This is a genomic window from Streptomyces sp. HUAS TT11, from assembly GCF_051553595.1.
Lineage (GTDB): Bacteria > Actinomycetota > Actinomycetes > Streptomycetales > Streptomycetaceae > Streptomyces.
The window spans coordinates 16,260-36,563 of sequence record NZ_CP196186.1 but is presented as its reverse complement, the minus strand read 5'-3'; the positions used below and the strand labels follow the sequence as shown (position 1 = coordinate 36,563).

General features: G+C 68.8%; 20 protein-coding genes. 9 read left to right on the top strand and 11 right to left on the bottom strand.

Going from position 1 to position 20,304, the window contains the following annotated elements:
* Positions 1–60: 60 nt before the first annotated feature.
* Positions 61–663 (bottom strand): CGNR zinc finger domain-containing protein, encoded by a 603-nt coding sequence (locus ACSHXN_RS46135; RefSeq protein ID WP_355141336.1) that lies wholly within the window; start codon positions 661–663, stop codon positions 61–63.
* 322 nt (positions 664–985) lie between these two features.
* Between ACSHXN_RS46135 and ACSHXN_RS46130 the strand changes: the two genes are divergently transcribed.
* Positions 986–1,459: a VOC family protein gene (locus tag ACSHXN_RS46130; protein ID WP_438306931.1), complete on the top strand. Its 474-nt coding sequence runs from the start codon at positions 986–988 to the stop codon at positions 1,457–1,459.
* A gap of 428 nt (positions 1,460–1,887) precedes the next feature.
* Here ACSHXN_RS46130 and ACSHXN_RS46125 read toward each other — a convergent pair whose 3' ends face one another.
* Entirely contained in the window at positions 1,888–2,952 is a 1,065-nt protein-coding gene (locus ACSHXN_RS46125; protein ID WP_355141330.1) for an aldo/keto reductase, read from the bottom strand.
* A 71-nt stretch (positions 2,953–3,023) separates the two neighbouring features.
* Positions 3,024–3,749, bottom strand: a complete 726-nt coding sequence (locus ACSHXN_RS46120) for an SDR family oxidoreductase (RefSeq protein ID WP_438306930.1) — start codon at positions 3,747–3,749, stop codon at positions 3,024–3,026.
* A 139-nt stretch (positions 3,750–3,888) separates the two neighbouring features.
* Here ACSHXN_RS46120 and ACSHXN_RS46115 point away from each other — a divergent pair, with 139 nt between their 5' ends.
* On the top strand, positions 3,889–4,452 hold the full coding sequence (locus tag ACSHXN_RS46115; RefSeq protein ID WP_355141327.1) for a TetR/AcrR family transcriptional regulator: 564 nt from the start codon (positions 3,889–3,891) through the stop codon (positions 4,450–4,452).
* A 215-nt stretch (positions 4,453–4,667) separates the two neighbouring features.
* A complete protein-coding gene (locus tag ACSHXN_RS46110; RefSeq protein WP_355141325.1) occupies positions 4,668–4,976 on the top strand; it encodes an ArsR/SmtB family transcription factor in 309 nt (102 codons plus the stop codon).
* Positions 4,977–4,986: 10 nt separating this feature from the next.
* Here the strand turns inward: ACSHXN_RS46110 and ACSHXN_RS46105 are convergent, their stop codons facing one another.
* Both ACSHXN_RS46105 and ACSHXN_RS46100 read right to left on the bottom strand, forming a co-directional pair.
* Entirely contained in the window at positions 4,987–5,769 is a 783-nt protein-coding gene (locus ACSHXN_RS46105; protein WP_356296114.1) for a tyrosine-type recombinase/integrase, read from the bottom strand.
* Between the two features lie 107 nt (positions 5,770–5,876).
* Complete coding sequence (locus tag ACSHXN_RS46100) at positions 5,877–6,734, bottom strand: helix-turn-helix transcriptional regulator (protein ID WP_438306929.1); 858 nt, start codon at positions 6,732–6,734, stop codon at positions 5,877–5,879.
* A gap of 151 nt (positions 6,735–6,885) precedes the next feature.
* Between ACSHXN_RS46100 and ACSHXN_RS46095 the strand changes: the two genes are divergently transcribed.
* Together ACSHXN_RS46095 and ACSHXN_RS46090 are read left to right on the top strand one after the other, a co-directional pair.
* Positions 6,886–7,104 (top strand): 4-oxalocrotonate tautomerase family protein, encoded by a 219-nt coding sequence (locus ACSHXN_RS46095; RefSeq protein WP_356296109.1) that lies wholly within the window; start codon positions 6,886–6,888, stop codon positions 7,102–7,104.
* Positions 7,105–7,155: 51 nt separating this feature from the next.
* Positions 7,156–7,962 (top strand): SDR family NAD(P)-dependent oxidoreductase, encoded by an 807-nt coding sequence (locus ACSHXN_RS46090; protein WP_438306928.1) that lies wholly within the window; start codon positions 7,156–7,158, stop codon positions 7,960–7,962.
* 862 nt (positions 7,963–8,824) lie between these two features.
* On the opposite strand, the gene ACSHXN_RS46085 is transcribed toward ACSHXN_RS46090, so the two are convergent.
* Positions 8,825–9,406 (bottom strand): Uma2 family endonuclease, encoded by a 582-nt coding sequence (locus tag ACSHXN_RS46085; RefSeq protein ID WP_438306927.1) that lies wholly within the window; start codon positions 9,404–9,406, stop codon positions 8,825–8,827.
* Positions 9,407–9,772: 366 nt separating this feature from the next.
* Positions 9,773–10,711, bottom strand: a complete 939-nt coding sequence (locus ACSHXN_RS46080) for a cupin domain-containing protein (protein ID WP_438306926.1) — start codon at positions 10,709–10,711, stop codon at positions 9,773–9,775.
* A 74-nt stretch (positions 10,712–10,785) separates the two neighbouring features.
* On the opposite strand from ACSHXN_RS46080, the gene ACSHXN_RS46075 reads away from it, so the two are divergent.
* Positions 10,786–12,171, top strand: coding sequence for an FAD-dependent oxidoreductase (locus ACSHXN_RS46075; RefSeq protein WP_438306925.1), 1,386 nt, complete (start codon positions 10,786–10,788; stop codon positions 12,169–12,171).
* Positions 12,172–12,732: 561 nt separating this feature from the next.
* The gene (locus ACSHXN_RS46070) at positions 12,733–13,620 is read left to right on the top strand and encodes an MBL fold metallo-hydrolase (protein ID WP_438306924.1); all 888 of its coding nucleotides are present in this window, start codon (positions 12,733–12,735) and stop codon (positions 13,618–13,620) included.
* Between the two features lie 453 nt (positions 13,621–14,073).
* Here ACSHXN_RS46070 and ACSHXN_RS46065 read toward each other — a convergent pair whose 3' ends face one another.
* Both ACSHXN_RS46065 and ACSHXN_RS46060 read right to left on the bottom strand, forming a co-directional pair.
* Positions 14,074–14,751, bottom strand: coding sequence for an alpha/beta hydrolase (locus ACSHXN_RS46065; protein WP_438306923.1), 678 nt, complete (start codon positions 14,749–14,751; stop codon positions 14,074–14,076).
* A 16-nt stretch (positions 14,752–14,767) separates the two neighbouring features.
* Positions 14,768–16,309, bottom strand: a complete 1,542-nt coding sequence (locus ACSHXN_RS46060) for an MFS transporter (protein ID WP_355141300.1) — start codon at positions 16,307–16,309, stop codon at positions 14,768–14,770.
* Between the two features lie 549 nt (positions 16,310–16,858).
* On the opposite strand from ACSHXN_RS46060, the gene ACSHXN_RS46055 reads away from it, so the two are divergent.
* Positions 16,859–17,599, top strand: coding sequence for an SDR family NAD(P)-dependent oxidoreductase (locus ACSHXN_RS46055; RefSeq protein WP_438306922.1), 741 nt, complete (start codon positions 16,859–16,861; stop codon positions 17,597–17,599).
* A 660-nt stretch (positions 17,600–18,259) separates the two neighbouring features.
* Positions 18,260–18,688, top strand: coding sequence for a MarR family winged helix-turn-helix transcriptional regulator (locus ACSHXN_RS46050; RefSeq protein WP_356297719.1), 429 nt, complete (start codon positions 18,260–18,262; stop codon positions 18,686–18,688).
* A gap of 203 nt (positions 18,689–18,891) precedes the next feature.
* Here ACSHXN_RS46050 and ACSHXN_RS46045 read toward each other — a convergent pair whose 3' ends face one another.
* Both ACSHXN_RS46045 and ACSHXN_RS46040 read right to left on the bottom strand, forming a co-directional pair.
* Complete coding sequence (locus ACSHXN_RS46045) at positions 18,892–19,395, bottom strand: ATP-binding protein (RefSeq protein WP_438306921.1); 504 nt, start codon at positions 19,393–19,395, stop codon at positions 18,892–18,894.
* 100 nt (positions 19,396–19,495) lie between these two features.
* Entirely contained in the window at positions 19,496–20,236 is a 741-nt protein-coding gene (locus ACSHXN_RS46040; protein WP_438306920.1) for an SDR family NAD(P)-dependent oxidoreductase, read from the bottom strand.
* Positions 20,237–20,304 lie beyond the last annotated feature (68 nt).

Below are 20,304 nucleotides of genomic sequence, written 5' to 3'. Positions count from 1 at the left end.
CAGGGGGATTAGACCGTGCCGCCGTGGCGTGACACCGCCGGTGCGGCACAGGCTGCGGGGTCAGCCTGCCGTTGCGGTGGCCTGTTCCTTCCTGCGCTGCCGGTAGGCCCGCATGGACGCGCGGGAGGCGCACTTCGGGCCGCAGTAGCCCGCCGAACTGTTGCGCGTCCGGTCGAAGAAGCAGAAGTGGCAAGGTGCGTGACGGCAGGCCCGTAGCCTGTCCCACACGCCCGCGTGGGCGAGTTCGGTGACGCTCGCGAGTACGGTCGCGAACAGCCCGGGGATGCCGGTCTGCGTGCCGGCCAGGCTGGCTCCTGCGGCGGTGACGACTGTGGTGAGGGGATGCCGGGTCGAGATGCCGCGCAGCTGCTCCTCCGCCCGGGCGAGAGCCTCGGGCGTGGTGGTCTTGTCGCCTGCATGCGCCAGCAGCACGGTGATCAGGGCGTCGCGCAGTTCGCGTGCTCTGGCCGCGTCGGCTTCGGTGACGTGGGTGGTCTCCGTGACCAGGCCCTGCTCCTGCAGCCATGTGTGCATGGTGCGGGCGTCCGCGAAGCGCTCGGGGAGCTGCCGGGGTCCCGAGGCGTGCGTGTTGAGGAAACGCAGGAGTGTGTCGGCGGCTGCCGGCTGGGTCAGCGGACTGCGCTCGGTCGCGGATGCGGGCATCGTACGCGCCTCCTTTCGTGGTCAGTCTAGGTCGGTTCCCGTTAGGGGTGAAACCGCTACGGCCTTCATCCCCTTCCGGTCCGGTGAGCTGCGTCACGAAAGCCCGGAATCACGCCAGGCCACATTGTGGGTTAGTGGCTAATCGCTTACGGTCCTCACCATGGAGAGGGGCTGAGCCGCTCCTGGAGCACGGCTCGAAGCCCTCGGCGATCCGGCCGGCACTGGCGTGTGCGCACGGTGCGGCCCCGCCGTCCTCGTCTCCCTGGAACGGTGACCTGCCTGTGCGGCAGCGCACCGCCGTCAATCAAGAAGGAACCCCCCCATGTACATGAAGTTGGAACTGATCATGCTGCCCGTGTCTGACGTCGATCGGGCCAAGGCGTTCTACGAGGAGGCGGGATTCCGTCTGGACCTGGACAAGGCCGTCCATGCGGAGTGGCGCGCGGTGCACCTCACCCCGCCGGGCTCGGAGTGCTCGGTGATGTTCGGTACGGGGCTGACGTCCGCCGAACCGGGCTCCGTCCAGGGCCTGTATCTGGCCGTCCTCGACATCGAGGAGGCCCGTGCGGAGCTGATCGCCCGTGGCGTCGAGGTGAGCGAGGTGTTCCACGACACCGGCGGGCTGCTGTTCCACGGCCATGAGGACGGGGAGATCACCCACCGGCGGGAGGGGCAGGGGCGGCTCGCCGGCCCGCACCCCGACCGCGCCTCCTACGGCTCGTTCGCCACCTTCAGCGACCCGGACGGCAACGGCTGGGTGCTCCAGGAGATCAAGCAGCGCTTCCCCGGGCGCTGACGCCGCCCCTCCCGCAGGCCCGTTTCGACCAGGCCGCCCCGCACCCCATTAAGAGCATGTGCTCGTTTTCAGTGAGAGGGATCCCCGTGAACATGCCCCCCGTGGAGCCATCCAGGCGGGACGACCCCGGCCCGGCACCGGCGTCGCACCGTGCCCGGCGCGGACCGTCCAGGCGCGCCTTCGTCGGCGGCGCGGCCGCCGCGCCGGCCTCTCGCCAGCCGTCGGTCCGCGCGCAGGAACCGGGCTGGCATCCCGAGCACTCTGCGTGATCTCGCCGCCACCGGCGCCTGATGCGCGGCCCGGCCCCCGCCGCTCCTCAGCCCCAGCGGGGACCGATGGCTTCCTGACGGCCGTGGAAGCGGCCACCTCTGCGCGCTGATTGTCGACGCGCGCACGAGGGCGGCGAGATGCCGCCCCGTGCGCGTCCGTCAATGGCGGGCTTGGACCTTCAGGTCGCCGCGGGTCTGTACGCGGATGTGGTCACTGGCGAGCATGGCGTGGGGGAAGCCGAGGTCGATCGCGCTGACCTCGTCCAGGCGCGCCATCTGGGACTGGGTGAGGTCGACCTCGAGGGCTCCCAGGTTCTCCTGCAGCTGTTCGACAGTTCGCGCGCCGATGATGGGCGCGGTCACCCCTGGGTTGTGCAAGGTCCAGGCCAGTCCGACCTGTGCAGGGGTCCGGCCCAGTTCCGCCGCGACCTCCTTGACGACGTCCACGATGGCGAGGTTGCGCTCGGTCACTCCGCCCAGGGCCAGGTTGAAGCTTTTGCGGGCGCTCTCACTCTGGTCGGACGTTGGTGCAGTCAAGTCCTGGCGGCTGTACTTGCCGGTGAGGATCCCACCCGCCAAGGGGGACCACAGCACGGTTCCCAGTCCCAGCTCCTGGGCCATCGGCAGAAGGTCACGCTCCCCGGTGCGTTCCACCAGGTTGTACTCCAGCTGTAGCGCCGTCAATGGCGACCAGCCGCGCAGGTCGGCGATCGTCTGCATGCGTGAGATCTGCCAGGCCGGGGTGTTGGAGATGGCGACGTAGAGGATCTTGCCCTGGCGCACCAGGTCGTCCAGGCCGCGCAGGATCTCCTCCACGGGAGTGGTGGAGTCCCATACGTGCAGGTAGAGCAGGTCGATGTAGTCGGTGTTCAGCTGCCGCAGGCTGGTTTCGACCGCGCCGAACAGGCTCTTTCGGCTGGCGCCACCGGAGTTGGGGTCATCGGGTCGGCGCAGCGTCGTGTACTTGGTCGCCAGGACCAGACTGTCGCGCCGGTTACGGGCGAACTCGCCGAGCATGCGCTCGGAGGTGCCGTTGGTGTAGGTGACCGCGGTGTCGATGAAGTTCCCACCCCGCTCGACGTAGAGGTCGAACAGTTTCCGCGCCTCGTCCTGCTCCGCGCCCCAGCCCCAGTCGTTGCCGAAGGTGGCCGCGCCGAGCGCGAGTGGTGAGACCCGCAGGCCGGAACGTCCCAGCTGCCGGTAGGTGTCGAGCGTGAGCGCCATCGTGTTCTCCTGTGAGGTGTGGTTCCTGGCGTGTGTTGCGTGCGGGCCGGTCGTGGGCCCGTGGATGCTCATCAGGCGCCGAGCCCGTAGCCGCCGGCCACGGTGACGTCCTGGCCGGTGATGTAGCTGGCGGCGTCCGAGGCGAGGAAGGCGACTGCTTCCGCGACCTCCCGGCTGGATCCGAAGCGCTCGAAGGGGATCTTCGCGCGCATGGCGTCCCGGCCCCTCTGGGGCACTCCCAGCTTGTCGAGCAGTGGGGTGTCGGTGGCCCCCGGGCTCACGGCGTTGACGCGAATCCTGCGCGGAGCCAGTTCGAGCGCGAGCGAGGGCACCATCGCCAGCAGCGCGCCGCGTGTCGCCGCCCCCACTGTGGCGCCAGGGCTGCCGCGACGGGATCCGATGCCCACGGTCAGGACGATCGAGCTGCCGTCGTTCATGAGGGGAAGGGCTTTTTGGAGGGTGAAGTACTGGCCCTTGAAGTTGAGGTCGGCGTGCTCGTCGAACGATTCCTCCGTCACATCGGCTACCGGTGCCGGGCGGAATATCCCGGCGTTGAGGAAGAGCAGGTCCAGTGACCCGAACCGCGCCGACACCGTTGACATCAGAGCGTCGGTGTCGGAGAGCACCCGCGCATCGGATCGGACGACGAGCACGTCGTCGGGGAGCTCGGACCGTGCCCGTGCGAGGGAATCAGGATTCTGTCCGGTGACCGCGACCTGGTAGTCGCGGGCGTGCAGCAGCTCGGCCGTCGCTCTGCCGATCCCGGTCGTTCCCCCGGTGATGAGCGCTGTAGGCATGGCAAACCTTTCGTCGCTGAAGCAGTGGGCGAGACGACTTCACAAACGGGGAACTCCCCGATTGTCTCACCGTACACTGAACCGGGGACATCCCCAATTCGCTCCCGAGCCTCATCCGACACTCACGATCGCGAAGGTCATGACACCTCCACGCAGCACCTTGCGCGCCGACGCGCAGCGCAACCGCGAGCAGCTGATCGCCACGGCCGCCGAAGCCTTCGCATCCGGACGCGCGATCTCGCTGGATGCGATCGCCAAGCGCGCGGGAGTGGGGAACGCCACCCTGTACCGGCACTTCCCCACCCGAGAGGATCTGGTCGAAGAGGTCTACCGGGACCAGATCCGCCCCTTGCGCGAAGACGCGCGCACCCTGCTGGCTACCGAGCCGCCCGCGCAGGCCCTCCACGCGTGGATGCTCCGATTCGCCGACTGGGCCGGCGAACGACGCGGCATCTGCGAGGCCCTGGTCGCCATGAGCGCTTCCGGCCGCTTCGGCACCGGACCGGTCTGTGACGAGGTCCAGCAGGTCCTGGCGATGGTGCTCAAGGCCGGCGCCACAGCAGGAGAACTGCGCAGCGACATCGCCCCGACCGACGTAGGCGGCATCCTCGCCGGTTTGCTTTCCGTAGCCGGCGCACCCGAGCAGCGCCCCCAACTAAACCGCATGCTGGACGTCTTCGTCGACGGACTCAGGTCCCGCTAAGCGATACGTCGGTGGTTCGGCGAGGCGTCGGCCTGTGCTGGACGACATGGCTTCCGCCGCGGCGGTCGTGGTACCTCAGACCTTGGTGAGGACCCACGGGATGGTCGCCTACGTTCGGCTCGTTCCCCGCCTCGCGACGACGCCCGAAACGGCTCGTCAGGTGCTCCTGCCGTCCTGACCGCTCAAGAGCCTGGCCGTTCTCCTGGGGCGGGGGCTTGATTCTCGGCTCGGATCATTCGACGCAGGCCGTTCCGCCAACCGCCCTGGCCAACCTGCTCGGCCGCACCCGCGCCTGCATCCTCGGCCACCTCACCCAGTCGACCAGCACGACCGAACTGGCTCAGCGGTTGGAAGTCACTCCCGGCACGGTGAGCCAGCACCTCGGCGTCCTGCACCGCGCCGGACTGGTTACCCGGGCCCGGCACGGACACCTCGTGCTCTACCTGCGCAGCCCCCTCGGCGACCGATTACTGACGTGCCATGGCGAGCCCAGAGGGACCGCGGGACAGGTCTCGAAGTCCTGACTGTCTGCAATCACCTACGGCGACGGGCGGCTGGATCGCGCTCGGCGACGTGCTGGGCGACCGCATCGACGCCGGGGTGGCCATACCGCTCCAGGGACCGTACAGAGGCGTGGCGGGATCGGGCCAGCAGCATCGGAGTGGAGGTGCCGCCCTCGGCGTCGTGTGTGAGCGCGGAGTGCCGCAGCCGGTGCAGGGACCAACCGTTCAGGTTCTCGATGTCCTCGGGCGACGCAAGCGGGTTGGCCAGTAACCGGGTGTTCCCCTCAAAGATCTCCTCAGCCCGCCGGTGGGAGAGCCGGGCGCGGCCGGTCTCCTCGCGCACATCGAGCGCCGGCGTCCCGGCTAGGGCCCTGCGGCTGGTGACGAACAGCGGCCCGCGTTTGCGGCCGGCGATGAGGCGCGGCAACAGCTGGGCGGTGCCGGACTGCCAGTGGATCCACTCCGTCGCCCCACCCTTTGCGATGATCTTCCCGCGCTTGTCCGCCGGATACAGGTCCTCGACGTTCAGGCACAGCACCCCATCGGCGCGGGCTGCCGATTCGTAGAGCATCTTCCAGAACGTCTTCTCCCGCAGAGAGACTTCCAGGCACCACAGGGAGGCGATCTGGTTCTCGGCCAGGGCCTTGGTGCGGTCCGGCGGCGCCGGCCGCCGCTCGATGTCGATCGTCGGATCGCCTTCGATCCATCCCTGCCTCTGCCACCAGCCGATCGCCTTGCGCGCGATGGACAGCTCCCGGTTGACGGCGTCGGCGTCCATTTCGTCCGCCCGCGCGGCGGCCAGCTCGGCCAGCACCTCCGGCAGCGCCGGGTCGTCGATCGCGGCGAGGGGGAACCTGCGGCGGGCCGTTTCGCCCGCCGGGGCGGGAGTCCGGCCCGGACGGCGCAGAAGTATCCCTTTCGCTAGCCTCGCCCGTACTCCGGGGTCAGATCCTGGGTGCCGATCACCGAGAGCAGCTCGAACTGCTCCACGGCCGGGGTGCCGACTGCGGGGGTGAACCACAGCAGCCGCTGACGGCCGTCCTCGCCGAGCAACGACAGGCAGTTGACCTCGATCGTTCCCAGAGTCGGATGGACGATCCGCTTACGGTCGTTGCGTCGCACGGCGACGTCGTGCGCGGCCCACAGTTCGGCGAATTCGGTCGAAGCCTTGATCAGGTCGTCCACCAGGTGGCGGGCCTCCTCGTCCTGGCTGCCGCGGCGGGCCACCGCGGCCCGCAGGTCGGCCGTGAAGGCATGCGCGTGGTAGTCGTGATCGGCCTTCGGGTAGATCCGGCGCTCGGCCGGTTCGGTGAACCAGCGGTAGACCAGGCTCGCCCGCCGCCCTGTATAGGTCGACTCGTCGCCGATCAGCGCACGTGCCAGCGAGTTCTGGACCAGGGCGACGTGCAGATCGGTGACCACCATGGCCGGTGTGTGCGGCATCCGGCTCATCAGGTCGAGCATGCCCGGGTGCACGTGCGATGCGGCGCTTCCCGCAGGCGGCACGGGCCGGCCGGCCAGGTGGTACAGATGGTTGCGCTCGTCGAGGTCGAGCCGCAGCGCGCGGGCGAACGCGGCCAGCATCTGCTCCGACGGCTGCGCCCCGGAGCCCTGCTCCAACTCGGTGTAGTACTCCACCGACGCTCCGGCCAGATGAGCGACCTCATCACGTCGCAGCCCCGGAACCCGGCGCCGTGGACCGCCCGGCAGACCCACATCGGAAGGCCGGATCCGGTCGCGGCGCGACTTGAGGAACGCGCCGAGCTCGTGAAGGTCCATGCCACCAGTCTCGCTGCTGCCGCACCGCTTACCCAGGGGGTGGCAACCCCTGGGTAAGCGCCATCTGCCTCTTTGAGCGTTCGCGACCGACAGTGATGGCGGGCAGCCCACGGCGCTGCCCGCCATCACACAAGCCCTCAAGGAGCCGGACATGCCCTTCGCGAACTTCAAGGTCCCTGCCGGATCCCTCACGCCCGAGCAAACCAGGACCCTCATCGCCCGCACCACGGACCTGTACGCCGAGATCTACGGGGAGGCGGCGCGCCCCACCACCCTGGTCCTCGTCGAGGAGGTCCCCGACGGCGGCTGGGGGATCGCAGGCACCGCCCTGACCCTGTCGATGATCCAGAGCAGGCACGACCAGGGCTGAACCTCCCACCCACCCTCACTTACTGATCATTCAACGAATCGAGTTTTCGTCATGGCTTCCACCCCACCGGCCACGGACCGCCCCGCCAAGATCGCTCTTGTCACGGGAGGCAACCGCGGCCTCGGGCGCTCGGTCGTCGAGTCGCTCGCCACCGCAGGCACCGACATCGTGTTCACCTTCCGCTCCCACGAGGAGGAAGCCAAGGAGGTCGCCGACGCCGTCGCCGCACTGGGCCGCACCGCGGTACCACTGCACCTGGACACCACGCAGCCCCAGACCTTCACCGCGTTCACCGACCGGCTCCGGCAGGCCCTGGAGACAAACTGGGGCCGCGACAGCCTGGACATCCTGGTCAACAACGCCGGCTTCTCCGGAAGCACCGTCCTCGGCGCCACGGACGAGAAGACGATCGACGAACTGTTCGCCGTCCACGTCAAGGGCGTCTACCTGCTCACCCAGGCCCTCGCCGCCGCCGAGGAAGGCGCCGAGCCCCTGCTCGCGGACGGCGGGCGCATCATCAATCTCTCCTCCGGCCTGGCCCGGTTCGTCACCGCCCCCTACGCCGTGTACGGAGCGATGAAGGGCGCGGTGGAGGTCCTCACCCGCTACTGGGCGGTAGAGCTCGGGTCCCGCGGTATTTCGGTGAACACCATCGCCCCGGGCCCTGTGGCGACCGACTTCGCCGACGGCTACCTGCGCGCCAGCCAGGACGTGCAGAAGGCCATGAGCGGCATGACGGCACTGGGGCGCATCGCCCACGCCGACGACATCGGTCCCGCCATCGCCGCCCTGACAAGTGAGGGAACCCACTGGATCACGGGCCAGCGGATCGAGGCCAGCGGAGGCTTCCGGATGTAGCCGGACGCTGCCCCCGGCACAGGGGTCCGGCCGGAGCGCCTTGCCCGGGCGGCAGGAAAACGGCGCGGGCGGGACAGGGCGAGCGGCGTGACGGATCATGCCGGCCCGCGGCAGGACCGGCCCGTCCCGCGCTCTCCACCTCGGCCGGTGGAGGCCCGCTCACCGCGCCGAGGAAGTTCTACGGCGGGGCGGGAACATGTGCCGGGTGCCGGTGGTTATGGAAGGCGTGGTGGTGAGGGGGACAGTGTCCCCGGGCCTCACCTATTGCCCATGAGGACGATCGTTCGGCTGAAGCCTCATGGAGCCTTTCGCCGCGTAGGCGACCGCCCTTCACCACCGCATTACGCTCATCAGCCCCGACCGGCGCCCGTTGCCGGTCGGGGCTGCCCTCGTGCGTGACCGGCGTCAGGCCGACTGCCTTGACTGAGTGTGGACGCGCACGGTCGTTTCGACCTCGACGAGATGTCTGGCCCGCGGCCGGAGCGTCTTGCGATCTGCCGCTCCTGTGGGGGCTGTTGCCGGGGAAGGCAGGCCGATAGCCGGCGGGGGAGGGCACCGTCCGCATGCCGGCGGAAGAACCGCCGCTATCGGGGCGGCCGCACCCGAGTGCGGGGTGCGGCCTTACGCGTTCCGATGTCTCAAGCCATACCCGGTCGCTCTCAGGAAGGAATAAAGGCGCTGCGACGTGCGGGATGGCGCTGTGGAGGACGACGTCACTTCGCCCTTGTTGCCGCAGCGGTGTCCGTCCTGGTCCGCACGCACCCGCCCCGCCCTGAATCCCCTCGAACAGACGGAGCAGGGCTGGAGACCGCTCGGAGTCCATGACCACAGCCGCGGCGGTGACCGGCGCGTCAAGTCCCGATCAGCGGACGAGGCGGATCAGGTCGATGTCGATACCGAAGGGCACCGCCGTCTTCATGCGATCTCGGTGAATACCGGTGGCGACATAGGCGCGGGTGGTTTCGTCCAGCTCGTATGCGTGGATGACAGGGAGGCCGCTTTCCTCCTCGATACGCCAATAGTGGGGAATGCCGGCCTGCGCGTACTTGAACGGCTTCAGCGACCTGTCCCGGTCGGCGGACTCCTCTGAGACCACTTCGATGGCGAGGGCTACCTCGTCGGGGAGGTAGCGCGTACGGTCCGGGTTGTAGGGGACCGTGACAGCCAGGACGTCAGGCTCGGGCCGGGTCTTGGTATTCAACTTGACCGTCATTTCCCGGTCGATCTCGAATCCCTCGGGGGCCTGCTCGTCCAACGCGGTCGTCAGCCGGGTGACGATGCGGGCGTGCCAGGAACGCTGCGGGGACATCATGAAGATCAGCGCTCCATCGATCAGCTCGGTGTGCCGGGGGAGATCGGGTGCGTTGTCGAGGTCATCGGCTTCCCACCCACTCGGCCGAGGGGGCAGCATCCAGGGCGGGAGCGCGTCCCAAGCGGTAGTCATCGTCTCCTCCTTCAGGTGCCCTGGCCAGCTTATCCGTCGGCGCAGTGCAGCCACCGGACAGCGGTGATGGAGGCTGTGACCGAGATACTACGAAGGCCATCGACTGGACCGGATTTGGAGGTCTGGGAATCGGAGGTGTCTGTGCCGTACTGCGGGCCACACTGCATCTGCGGGCAACACGCAGCCGAGCCGACGCGCACACGGCATGCGGTGACAGTTCTTCAAGCGCTCTGCGGAACACGGCAGTTGCAGGCTCGGTTCTCGTGGGAAGCATCCCACGGTGTGTGCCGCGGTCAGCCGATCCGGCGCACGTGAATGATCATGATGTGAGGACCGGGGGCGGGGGAGCGCAGCCGCCGTGACTCGTCATCGGGTTTTCGTCTTTCCCGTTGTCTGGGTCCTCTCGCGCCGGAAGCGGGCGGGTGTTGTGCCCAGATGGGCCCGGAAGGCCCGTGAGAACGCGGACTCGGAGGAGTAGCCGACCTGGCCGGCGACGCTCGCCACGGTCGCGTGGGTGGTGGTGAGCAGTTCCGCTGCGGCCATCAGCCGCGCCCGGGCGAGGAAGGCACCCACGGTCGTCCCGGTGTCCTGGGTGAAGTGGCGCAGGAAGGTGGCGCGGGACATGGCGGCCGCGCGGCTGAGCCGTTCGATCGTCCAGTCGGCCCCTGGATCGTTGAGCATGCTCTCGACGGCCGACGCGATGCGGCCGTCGGCGGCCGCGGTCCACAGGGTGGTCCGCGTGGCGTCGCCTCGCGCGGTCCGCAGCACCATCGCCAGCAGCACGGTGCACAGGGCGGAGAGGACCGCCGCGGTACCCTCGCCCTCGCGTTGCGCCTCACCGCGCATCAGGGCGCTGAGCATCCGCAGCACCTCGTCGCTCTCGGCCGACTGCCCGAAGGAGACGTGCACCGGGTCAGGCAGACTTGCGAACAGCAGCGAGCCCGCGCCGGCGTCGAAGGTGTAGTGCCCGCAGAACAGGTCGATGACGGGCTCGCCGCCGTGCTCGCTGCGCGTGGTCACGAACGCCTCGCCGGCCGTCTCCGCCGTCCCCGTCGGGCCGGCGTCGCCGGCGGTGATCACCCGGTGCGGGGCGCCGCTCGGGATCATCACCACGTCTCCGGGGCGCAGGTCGAGCAGGACCGTGCCCACCTGCAGCCGGCACGCGCCGTCCAGGAGCACATGGAAGGGCGCTTCCAGCTCCCCGTGGGCCGGCACGTTCATCCGGGTGCCGGCCCCGAGCAGGCAGTGCTTGTCGAGGGCGGCCCTGAGGCGGGCCATGCGCAGCAGTCGGCTGACTGAGTCCACGGTGATACTTTCGGGCAGGAAAGCGAGACGGTCGAGTCTATTTGTACCAGCGCAGGGCGCCGCAGACTCGAGGCATGGAGATCACCACAGCGCTCACCACGGATATTCTGGTCGTCGGCTTCGGCAAGGGCGGCAAGACCGCCGCCCGCGTGCTCGCCGACGCCGGCCGCCGAGTGGTCCTGATCGAACAGTCCGCGAACATGTACGGCGGGACCTGCCCGAACGTCGGCTGTGTACCGACCAAGATGCTCGTCCACTACGCCAACACCAAGCGCCTGCAGGACGACGCGCAGCAGTTCTTCGCCCAGTCGGTCGCCGGCGTCCGCGCGCTGACCAGTGCCTTCCGCGCCGGCAACTTCGAGGCGCTGAACGGCAAGGACACCGCGACGGTCATCACCGGTACGGCCCGGTTCGTCGACCCGCACACCGTCGCGGTGGGGGAGGGACGGGACCTCATCACCGTCACCGCCCCCACGATCCTGGTCAACACCGGGTCCGAGCCGGTCATCCCCCCGATTCCCGGCCTCGCGGACAGCTCCCACCTGGTCTCCAGCACAGAGCTCACCCAGACGCAGAACCTGCCCGAGCGTCTCGTCGTCCTGGGAGGCGGCTACCTCGGCCTGGAGTTCGCGGGCATCTACCGGCACTTCGGCACCGAGGTCACCGTCCTCGAAGCAGCCGGCCGGCTCCTGCCGCGGGAGGACGAGGACATCGCCGAGGCCGTCCAGGAGATCCTCACCGGCGACGGCATCCGCGTCATCACCGGCGCCAAGGTCACCGAGGTCCGTGACAGCGGCGCCGTCTCGACGGTGGTGTACGAGAAGGACGGGCGGACGCACACCGTGGAGGCATCCGCGCTGCTGCCCGCCACCGGGCGCCGCCCCGTCACGGACGGCCTCCATCTGGACGCCGCCGGCGTCCACACCGCGCCGAACGGCGCGATCGTGGTGGACGAGTACCTGCGCAGCAGCCAACCGCACATCTACGCACTCGGCGACGTCAACGGCGGCGAGCAGTTCACCTACATCTCCCTGGACGACGCGCGCATCGTCCTGGACCAGCTCCTGGGCGAGGGCAAGCGCACCACCAGCGACCGCAGGGCGGTGCCCCACACCCTGTTCATCACCCCGCCGCTGGCCACCGTGGGACTGAGCGAGAGCCAGGCGCGGGCACAAGGGCTGAACATCACGGTCGCGCGGGAGAAGGTCGCCGACATCGTCGCCATGCCCCGCGCCTACACGGTCGAGGAGACCCGCGGCGTCATGAAGTTCATCGTGGACTCGGACACCGACCTGATCCTCGGGGCCGCGCTGCTCAGCATCGACGCGCAGGAGATCGTCAACACCGTCGCGCTGGCCATGCGGCACCACATCACGGCCACGCAGCTCCGCGACTCGATCTACACCCACCCGAGCTCCACCGAAGCCCTCAACGAGGTCTTCGACAAAGTCCTGCGCTGACCGGCCCGCCCGCGCACCCGGCGGGCGTCCCCTCCAGGCACGGCACACAGTCAGAGGCACCTGCCTCGACCCGGGCACGCCACACCGACGCAAGCCGGAGTGTGTGTGGCGGAGGTCGAGGCGGTGCGGTGCGCGGCGGCACGCGGGCCCATCGCCACAAGGGGGACCACCACCGCTCCGCGAGGGTCTGTTCGCCGGCTGGCGCAGCGCGGATCCCCACCTGCCTGGGATTGGCGCAAGCCGATCAAGGCTGCATGGGTCCGCGGCTCCGACGTATGCGCGAAAAGTCTCCATTGCATGCCGCACTGCCCCTCACGCGGTGTCGACGCGGCTGTCCTTCCACCATGAGGCATCTTGACCACTCGATGAGGCATGGACCCCGTGCAGACGTCGGGAGGAGATTCCAGCCGACGACGGAGATGATGCAGAAGGAAGAAAAAGCCGTCGCCCCATTTGCTGTGCGGCGGGGCCGGCCGATATCCGCGGTCGACGACGTGTGCGCCGACGGCACCGCTGGACGAGGTCGATCAGCCGTCCCCTCTTCCTCAGGAGAAAAGGACCATGCATCAGAAGAACAGGCCTTTCGAACTCGCCGACGTCCAGATGCACACGCGCCGACTCGCCGACGGCGTGTACGCAGTCATGGCGAGCGACGTCGACGACACCGACCACACCGCGACCAACGCCGGTTTCGCCGTGGGTGATTCGGGAGTGCTGGTGGTCGAATCGCTGAGCAACGGCCGTTTGGCGTCCCAGATCATCGGCGAGGTGCGCAAAGCCACCCCGCTGCCCATTCGATTCCTGGTCAACACCAGTTTCCACGGCGACCATTGCTTCGGTAATTTCGTCTTTCCGGCGCAGACGGTGATCATCCATCATGAGGCCACCAAGCGTGTCATCGACGAGCGCTTCGAGCAGGACCGCGCCTTCATGATCGACCTGCTCGGGGCGAACGCCGGCATCGAAGAGGCAGTGGCCCGCTCAGCGGACGTCACGGTCACGGGGTCGTGCTCCCTCGATCTGGGAGGCAAGCATGTGGACATCGAGCACATCGGCTACGCCCAGACCGACGGCGACCTGGTCGTGCGCATACGCGAGGACAACATCGCCTTCGTCGGCAACATGCTGCAGGCGCCGCCCCCGGCATTCCCCTGGCTGTTGGAAGGGCGAGCCGACGAGGCGCTCGTCACCTACCGGCGCCTGCACGACATCCTCGACGACGACACCCTGATCGTGCCGGGTCACGGCCGGACCATGCGCCGTGCCGACATCCTGCATTCCATCGCCTACCTCCAGAAGCTGATCAGTCTGGCGCGGGACGCCCAGGACAACAAACTGCCCGCCGATCAGGCTCGCGAGGCGCTCGCGATGAAGGAATACAGCGACTACAGCATGTACGAATTCATCCACTTCCAGGTCAACATCCCCGCGGTGCTGGGCCCGCAATGAACGGCGAGCGCACCATCCGCGACACTGACGGTCTTCCGATGTATTGATGTGCTCACCTACGTCAAGCTGCCCCTGTCCATCGGGCAGGACCGGCTCCGCCGCCTCCTGGGTCGCATGCCTGTCCACACAGTGAAGAGCCCGGGGCTGGGCTGCAGCGAAACAGTCGCGGGCGGACCTTCGTGGTCGTTCAGGCGCCCGAGCACGAGACCGGCTCCAGGGAATTGCGTGTGCTGTGTGGATGCCCGTGTTGTTCGACGATGCGGGGTGGTCGGGCGGGGACGGGAGGGCATCTCTCGGTCCCTGCCGTTGCCGCCTGGCTCGGGTGGGCCGTGGCAAGTGGGCAATGTCGACGGCAGGGTTGGTAGGTGCAGTTCCCGGTTGCAGGGGGGCATCGTCGAAAGGCCGTCCTGCGCGGTGTTCGTTCCCGCCGACCTGCAAGGTGCGGAAGGGGGCTCAGTCGAGGAGCTCGGCTGATGTGGTCACGACCTCGCTGGGGGTGCGGGCGTGGGGGTGTTCGATGAGGTCGACGTGGTAGCCGTCGTCTTCGAGTGCGGTCACGATGCGCAGGCCGGCTGCTGCTGCGGAGGGGACACGGTCGTGCCGCCCGTGGGAGATGAACACCGTCGGTCTTCCGGCTCTCAGGCCCGGCGGGATGTGGTCGGGGGAGTAGGCCAGGATGCGGGTGAACAGGTCGCCGTTGGCCAGTCCCAGCCCGAGCGCGTAGGAGGCGCCGTCGCAGGACCCGGCGATCGCGATGCGGTCGGGGTCTATGGGGAAGTGGACGTGCACGGTGTTCAGCAGGCGCTGCAGAGCGGCGGCGTCGGGGCCGTAGGTGCCGTCCCGGACAGCGTCCCAGGTCTGTCGGGCGGCGGCGGGGGCCAGGAGCAGGACCCCGCGCCGGTCGGCTTCGAGGCGGAGGAGGGCGAGCATGTCATGGGGCGCGCCGCCGGCTTCGTGGAAGGCGACCAACAGGGGCTGGGGCCCGGGCAGGCGCGGGTTCGGCACGTAGAGCAGGGCGGGCCGGGTGGAGGTGGCCAGTTGGTGGAGCCCAGGCCTCAAGGGCGCGTGGACCCGCAGGGGCGGCTGGAGGTCCAGCACGCCGCGCGAGAGCTGTGACGCGATGGTGCGCACGCTTCCTCCGTAAGGGTCAGTACATCTGTTCTGCGGCGGGCTCTTCGGCGAGCGCGTTCTCGGAGCGGGCCACGACGAGTGCGGGGGACGTCCGGGGGCGCATGGTGCGCAGCAGGACGGGGACGGTGATCAGGGCGAGGGCGGCACCGAGCCAGAGCACGACGTGCAGGGCACTGCTGAAGGCTGCCGTCGCTGCAGGCAGAGTGGTGTGGATACCGCCGTTGAGTTGTTCGGTCACGGTATCGGGGTGGGCCACCTTGCCCGCGAGCTGGGCTGCGGTGATGGTGACGAGGAGCGAGCCGCCAATGGCCGAGGCGGCTGTGTCGCCGGTGAGGCGGAAGGCGTTGTACATGCCGGTGGCCATGCCGGCCTTGGGCAGTTCCACGCTGGAGATGGCGGCGCCGTCCAGGATGGCCAGGGTGGCGCCGTAGCCGACGCCCGTCACCAGCAGAGGGCCGGCCAGTGCGCCGATGCCGATGCCGGGTCCGATCACCGTCAGCCAGGCCATGCCGCCGGCGACGAGCAGCATGGCGGTGATGAGCTGGGCCCGGGTCGACAGCACGCGGTTGATGAGGCCGGCGAACATCGGCATGAGAACCATGGGGGCGGTGAACAGCAGCAGGACCGTGCCGGCGTGCAGTGCGCTGTAGCCCTGGACGGCACTGAAGTACGTGGGCAGCAGCACCAGGAGCGGCAGGAGACTGAAGGCGAGGGCCATCGCGGCGAGGCTGACGCCCATGAAGCGGGCGTGCCGTAGCAGGGACAGATCGAACATGGGCGTCGGGTGCCGCTTCTCGACGGCGTGGAAGACCAGCATCAAAGCGACGGATGCGGCCAGCGAGCCCAGCACGAGGGGGGAGATCCATCCGAAGGCGGGTGCCTGGACCAGGGCGAAGATGAACAAGAACAGGCCGGCGGTGAAGGTGATGGTTCCCGGCCAGTCCAGCCGGTGAGCTGCTGGGTTGCTGGACTCGTTGAGCAGCGGGCGTGCCACGACGGCGACGAGGAGCCCGAGGGCTGCGGGGATGGCGAACACGCCGCGCCAGCCCATGGCGGAGTCCACCGCACCGGAGATGAGCGGGCCGAAGGCCAGTCCCGCTCCGATCGCGGTGCCGAAGATCCCGAAGGCGCGGACCCGGTCGGTGCCGTGGAAGCGGGAGGCGATGAGGGCGGAGCCCGCCGTCAGGGTGGCGCTCGCGCCGATGCCGCCCACGGCCCGCGCAATGTCCAGGACCAGGATCGATCCCGCGAAGGTGCAGACCGCGGCGGCGACGCCGAACACGCTGATGCCTATCAGGAAGATCCGGCGCCGGCCGACGCGGTCGGCGAGGGTGCCGAAGGCCAGCATCAGCGAAGCGAACGTCACGTTGAAGCCGACGACCACCCATTGCAGCGCCTGTGAACTGGGGTGCATCTGTGCGGCCACACCCGGCAGGGCTACGCCCGCCCCGGTGAGGGCCTCGGGGACGTTGAACACCGCGAGGGAGACGATCAGCAGCGTAAGCCACGCAGGACGTTGTTTGGCGCCAGTACGCTTGTGTCGGGATGCATCATTCATAGTTACAGGACTCTACAACAGATGAGGAACCTGTAGCGGAGGGTGTATCGGCTGCTGGATGCCGCGGCTGTGGCGGTCGGGTGCCGGATGGATGAGGCGTAGAGGCGCGTTTCGGGCGGATCGGCACCAGGGGCAGGCGTGCGTGCGCTGCGTCGACTGCCGCATGCGGAGGGTGCGAAAACGTGACCCGCGGTTCCTCCGCTCCAGGAGTGCCTCTGATGCGGCGGGTGCGACCGGCCCGGCGGTGCGCCCTGCGTGCTGGTGGCCACGGGTGCCGGATGCGGCAACCCCGTTGCCGTGCAGGGCGGTCGCTCGCTGTGGCCCACCGGGCGCTGCCCGGCGTGACCTGCATCAACTGGTTCCCAGGAATCTCTTTTGAAAAAGACCCCTGACTCAGGAATGGACGCTCAGCTAAGCCCGTTCATTGGTCTGATGTAGGGTCCTGTTCTCGAAGAGGACGTTGTTTCAGGTGTCGGCCGGCCCTGCGCCGGCGACGTCAGCGTGCAACCAGTGGTTCACGCCAGCGCGAAGGAAAGAATGATCATGGGAATGTCCGGACGTACTGCCCTTGTCACCGGGGCCACTGCAGGGATCGGCCGTGCCGTGGCCGTGCGGCTGGCGCAGGAGGGCGCCGACGTCATCGTCCACGGCCGTGACGCCGAGCGCGGCACCGAAGTGGTCGCGGAGATCGAGGCCGCCGGGGGCAGCGCCCGGTTCCTCAAGGCCGACCTCGGCTCCACCGAGGACGTACTGCGCCTGGCCGAGGAGGCAGGCGAGGTGGACGTGCTGGTGAACAACGCCGGCATCTACAAGTTCCAGTCGACGGCGGAGATGACGCCCGAACTGTTCGACCTCCACATGAACCTCAACACCAAAGCGCCCTACCTGCTGGTACGGAACCTGGTCCCGGGCATGGTCGGGCGGGGCGGCGGCGCGGTGGTGAACATCGGCACCGTGGCCGCTTCGGTGGCCACCAGCTACACCGGCATCTATGCCGCGTCCAAGGCTGCGATCGAGCAGCTCACCCGTGTCTGGGGGGCCGAGTACGCCGCGCAGGGCGTACGTATCAACACCGTGTCCCCCGGCCCGGTGCGCACGCCGGGCACGGATGCCGACCCGGTCACGCTGAAGGCGATCGCCGAGGGTATGTCGGCGATGGGGCGTGTGGGTGAGCCCGAAGAGATCGCTGAGGCCGTCGTCTTCCTCGCCTCCGATCGCGCCAGCTACATCACCGGCGCCACCCTCGAGGTCACCGGCGGACGCCCCGCCATCGGCCCCAAGGCCGGCTGACACCCTCTGTAATCCCCTGGCCCGGGCCGACGTTGTCCCGGGCCAGGGGCTTTCCTCTTCAGTCGCGGTCTGCAGATCACGGCTGTGCCATGCCGCTGCGCCGCCCTCGGGCGATCGCGCAGCAGGGTGCAGACGGTGTGCACGGTCTTGCGGACGGTCCTGGACGGGAAGGGCCTCGACGGTCGGTGCGCTGCGCAGGGCTGCCGTTCCTCACGAGCAGTGTCGACGACTCGGTCTTGGGGAGCGTCGCGAGTACGGCCTCGCGGTGCTCCTGGTGGGGTGAGTCCCGAGTCGAAGGTGCCGCGCTTCGAGGGCGGGCGGCCGCCACGGCGTCGCCGAACCCGCCCCGGACCGACAGCCACCGCGAACCCTCGCCCCCGTGCGCCGCCGCCTGTGCCGATAGGGCGGGGGGGGGAGATTCCTGTCGGGTTGCCGAGATCCTGCCGGCTCCACGGTGCGAGCAGCCTGCTGTGGGTGCGGAGCGTGACGACTGCATCAGAAAGGACGGTCACGGGACCTGGCCTCTTTTAGGTTCCTACATTCATCCAGCGTTACCCTTGTCTCAAAAGTCAAAGAGAGGCAGGCCGATCAGCGATGGCAACGAGGAAGAAGGCTCGCGCGACGTCTGACGCCCCGGCCGCGCCGCTCGTTCCTGCGAGCATGCTGAGTTTTCACCTCAAGCGCGCCGAGCAGACCCTCAGTGCACGCAAGTTCGTCGGGATCAAGGAGCTTGACCTCACCTACCCCCAGTGCACGGCCCTGGGCTTTTTGACCGGCGGGGTCGCGAAGTCCTGCACCCAGCTCGCACGAGAGGCTTTGGTCACCTCGCAGACCATGACCGGGATCATGAAGAACCTGGAGATCAAGGGTTTGGTCGAGCGGCATGCGTCGCCGGATCACGGTCGGGTCATGTTGTTCTCCCTCACCCCGGCGGGTGCTGAGCGTGCGGCAGCCGCCCGTGCCTACGCGGAGGGTGTCGAGCACGGGCTGTGCGAGGCGATGTCCCAAGAGGACTACGCCCAGCTGGCCAAACTCCTGGACCGCGTTGCGGAACTCGCGCCGGACGTCGCCGTCGGCACCGGCGAGTAGAGAGCGGAGCGGAAAGCACGGCCCGACGAAGATCACCACGGCCCCGACGTGCGTGAGTCGGTGGGGCGCAGCGAGCCCGGTCTGGAGTGCAGTTCATCAGTCGCGCGGACAGCCGGGCCCGGCGCCTTCCCGCGACGTTGAACCAGCCGTCGGACCGAGAACCGGGGCCGGCCTGCTGCGAACGCCGGTGGTGCCTGGGGCGGTCAGCCCAGGGCCGCGCATCCGTGAGGGATGCCGGTGACGTCGAAGTCGGCCCATACGGCTTTGCCGCCTGCGGGCTTGGGGTCGACGCCGTATCGGTCGGCGAGGCATGTGACGAGGACGAGACCACGCCCTGATGTCGCTTCCTCGTGCGGGTTTCTTCGTGCGGGACGATAGGGGTCCCTGTCGTGGACCTCGATCCGAAGGGTGCCCTGACGCAAAAGGGCGCGCACCAGGAATTGATCCGTGCCGGGCTGCGTGTGTTCGCAGGCGTTGGCGGCGAGTTCTGCGGCGCAGAGGATGATGTCGAAGGCGCGTTCTGTGATGCCCCAGTGGTGCAGGGCGCAGGCGATGAATCCCCGTGCTCGTCGCACGGAACAGGCTTCGCGCATGAACAGCTGCGCGGCGGGTGTCGGTGAGGGCGTGTACAGGCCGCCGGTGGAGAGGTATTCGGCTGTGGGTGCAGCGGTGTCCGGCGGGGTGCATTGCTCCGCTTTCCTGCTCATTGCAGTCACCTTCGGGTGATGGGTGGTGCTGGGCGGCTCGTCCGCGGTCACCTGGGATTGGGTCAGGGAGCCGTGGTCGCACAGACCGCACGTCGTGAGATCAGTGGGCCTTGGGGCCGATGGCGGGGCGTCCGCCGGTGACCTCGAGGGTGGCGCCGGTGATGTAGCTGGCGCGGTCGGAGGCGAGGAAGACGACGGCCTCGGCGATCTCTTCGGGCTCGCCCACACGCCCCATCGCCGACATACCGGCGGCGATGGCGTTCAAGGTGGCCGTGTCGGCCGCGGTGCCCGGTGTGCGCACCGGGCCGGGGGACACGGTGTTGATACGTACGCCCTGCGCGGCGTACTCGGCCCCCCAGACACGGGTGAGCTGCTCGATCGCAGCCTTGGACGCGGCATAGATGCCGGTGTAGCTGGTGGCCACCGAAGCGGCCACGGTGCCGATGTTCACCACCGCGCCGCCGCCCCGCCCGACCATGCCCGGGACCAGGTTCCGTACCAGCAGGTAGGGCGCTTTGGTGTTGAGGTTCATGTGGAGGTCGAACAGTTCGGGCGTCATCTCCGCCGTCGACTGGAACTTGTAGATGCCGGCGTTGTTCACCAGCACGTCCACCTCGCCTGCCTCCTCGGCCAGGCGCAGTACGTCCTCGGTGGAGCCGAGGTCGGCCTTGAGGAACCGGGCGCTGCCCCCGGCGGCCTCGATCTCCGCGACCACTTCGGTGCCGCGCTCGGCGTCACGGCCGTGGACGATGACGTCGGCGCCCTCCTGCGCCAGCCGCACGGCCACGGCACGGCCGATCCCTGCAGTGGCCCCGGTGACAAGGGCAGTACGTCCGGACATTCCCATTTCATGTCGTCCTTTTCTGGTATCGCAGCCTGTTGTGAGGTCGGACCGTAAAACATCCGGTC